This window comes from Kitasatospora sp. NPDC091257 (assembly GCF_044757675.1).
GTDB classification, from domain to species: Bacteria; Actinomycetota; Actinomycetes; order Streptomycetales; family Streptomycetaceae; genus Kitasatospora; species Kitasatospora lactacystinica.
This window is the reverse complement of sequence record NZ_JBIVVI010001489.1, coordinates 1-1,898: the sequence shown is the minus strand read 5'-3', so window position 1 is coordinate 1,898 and position 1,898 is coordinate 1. Positions and strand designations below refer to the sequence as shown.

Annotated in this window: 2 protein-coding genes; both read left to right on the top strand. The window is 69.1% G+C overall.

All coding sequences use genetic code 11. From position 1 onward, the window contains the following. Nucleotides 1-177: 177 nt before the first annotated feature. Nucleotides 178-312 carry a hypothetical protein gene (locus tag ACIQOV_RS39625; protein ID WP_401055761.1) on the top strand — a complete coding sequence of 45 codons (135 nt, stop codon included), beginning with the start codon at nucleotides 178-180 and terminating at the stop codon, nucleotides 310-312. Nucleotides 313-411: 99 nt separating this feature from the next. After that, nucleotides 412-1,773 carry a S8 family serine peptidase gene (locus ACIQOV_RS39620; RefSeq protein ID WP_401055760.1) on the top strand — a complete coding sequence of 454 codons (1,362 nt, stop codon included), beginning with the start codon at nucleotides 412-414 and terminating at the stop codon, nucleotides 1,771-1,773. Nucleotides 1,774-1,898: the final 125 nt, after the last annotated feature.

Sequence of the window (1,898 nt, the reverse complement as noted above, 5' to 3'; positions counted from 1 at the left end):
GCTGGCGACCGTGCTCGGCGGGATGACGGTGGCCACCGCGCTCGGCGTGCCGCTGGGCACCTGGGTGGGACGCGCCGACTGGCGGATGACGATGTAGAGTTCACGCCCGGCGGTACCGGCCTGCGCAACCGCGCGGCGGGCGCTGCCGAGGGCGGTGCGCAGTCCAGGCAGAACGGCATGATGGCGCCCGGGTCCTCGGGCCACGGCAGCCGGAACGAGCGCGACCGCCGCAAGCGGGCCGACTACCTGCACGAGGACGAGGAGACCTGGACGAGCGGTACGCCGCACAGCAACCCGGACGTGATTGAGTAGGACGGCAACGACTGCCCGGCCACTGGGCATCCCCAGTGGCCGGGCAGGCTTGTTCGGGGCACGCTTCCCGGTCGACGGAGAGATTGACGAGGAGTTGTGATGGGGCGGACGAACGCGCGAGCGCGGTGGCGGGCTGCTGCTGCGGCACTTCTGGCGGCGGGAATCGTGGTCGGCCCGGTCGCAGCACCCGCGGTTGCCGATGGCTCGATCCGTGCCGATCAATGGCATCTCGATGCCATGCATGCCCCGGAGATGTGGAAGGTCTCCAAGGGGGAGAACGTCACCATTGCCGTGATCGACGGCGGCTTCAAGTTGGATCACCCGGATCTGGTCGGACAGTTCCTTCCGGGTAAGGACTTCAGTGGAAGTCCAGGTGGAGTCGGGTCCTATGCGGAGGATCACGGCACGCAGATGGCCAGCCTCATCGCGGGGTCCGGGAAATCGGCCGGGGGCAAGGGAGCCTACGGCCTTGCCCCCGGTGCAAGGATCCTTCCTTTGAAGATTGCGAATGGCTCCGAGCATGCGGTGGTTTCGGCTGACTTCCTGGACCAGATCGGGCAGGCCGTGACGTATGCGGTCGAGCAGGGCGCCAAGGTCATCAACATTTCGCAAGGGATGGCCGCTGTCACGACTTCTCCGGCCGATGTGGAGAAGTTGGGCAAGATCCTGGCGTGGGCTCGGGCAAAGGGATCGCTCGTGGTCGCCAGCGTGGGAAACTCCGGCGACAAGGGGAACATCGTCGAATACCCGGGCGGCCTGTCCAATGTGGTCGGGGTGGGCGCCTCGGACCGGAACGGCACAGTCACCGCTGAGTCAGAGCGCGGACCGCAGGTTGCATTGGTCGCTCCCGGTGTGGACATGATCGGGGCCTGTGCAAGTCAGACGGGGTACTGCAAGGGGCATGGCACATCGGATGCGACCGCCATGGTTTCCGCATCGGCAGCTCTGGTGTGGTCGTTGCATCCGGACTGGACGGGAAACCAGGTCCTGCGGGTGCTCATCAATACCGCGGGGAAGGCGAATGATGGAGCCGGTCGCAACGACCTCATCGGTTACGGCGCGGTGCGCCCGCGCATTGCGCTGACGGATCCTGGGGATCCCGGTGCGGCGAACGTATCGCCGCTTCCGGCTGACGCGGCCGTGCCGTCGGTGCCTCCGTCGCCTTCGGCGAACGCGTCGGCTCCCGCGTCGTCGGCGCCGAGTCCGGCCGGGAGCCCGACCGATGTCGCCGTTGGTGCGCCGTCGGCGCAGCCGGTGACGGGGAAGACGGCGGGCCCCAGCAGCACGCTGCCGATCGTGGGGGGTGTGGCGGCCGGGTTGGTGCTGGTGGCGGGCGTGGTGTTCGTGGTGATGCGGCGTCGGAAGTCGGCAGCGCAGGCGGAGTTGGTCCAGGTGCCGCCGCCGCCCCTGCCGTCGTACCGGCCGCCGGTGTCGCCGGAGGACAACCCGTACGCGAGGTAGTCGTCTGCGCGAGCAGGGCCGTGCGTGGAGGGCGCCAGGGAAGCCTGGCGCCCTTCGTGCGTGGTGGGGGCGCGAGGGGCGGTGGGGTGCGCCGGGGTCACTCGGGTGGCGGCTGGTGGGGTGGG

What these genes read in the sequence shown, in the direction of transcription:
- ACIQOV_RS39625 (WP_401055761.1), top strand. Translation starts at nt 178, where the DNA reads ATGATGGCGCCCGGGTCCTCGGGCCACGGCAGCCGGAACGAGCGCGAC.
- ACIQOV_RS39620 (WP_401055760.1), top strand. Translation starts at nt 412, where the DNA reads ATGGGGCGGACGAACGCGCGAGCGCGGTGGCGGGCTGCTGCTGCGGCA.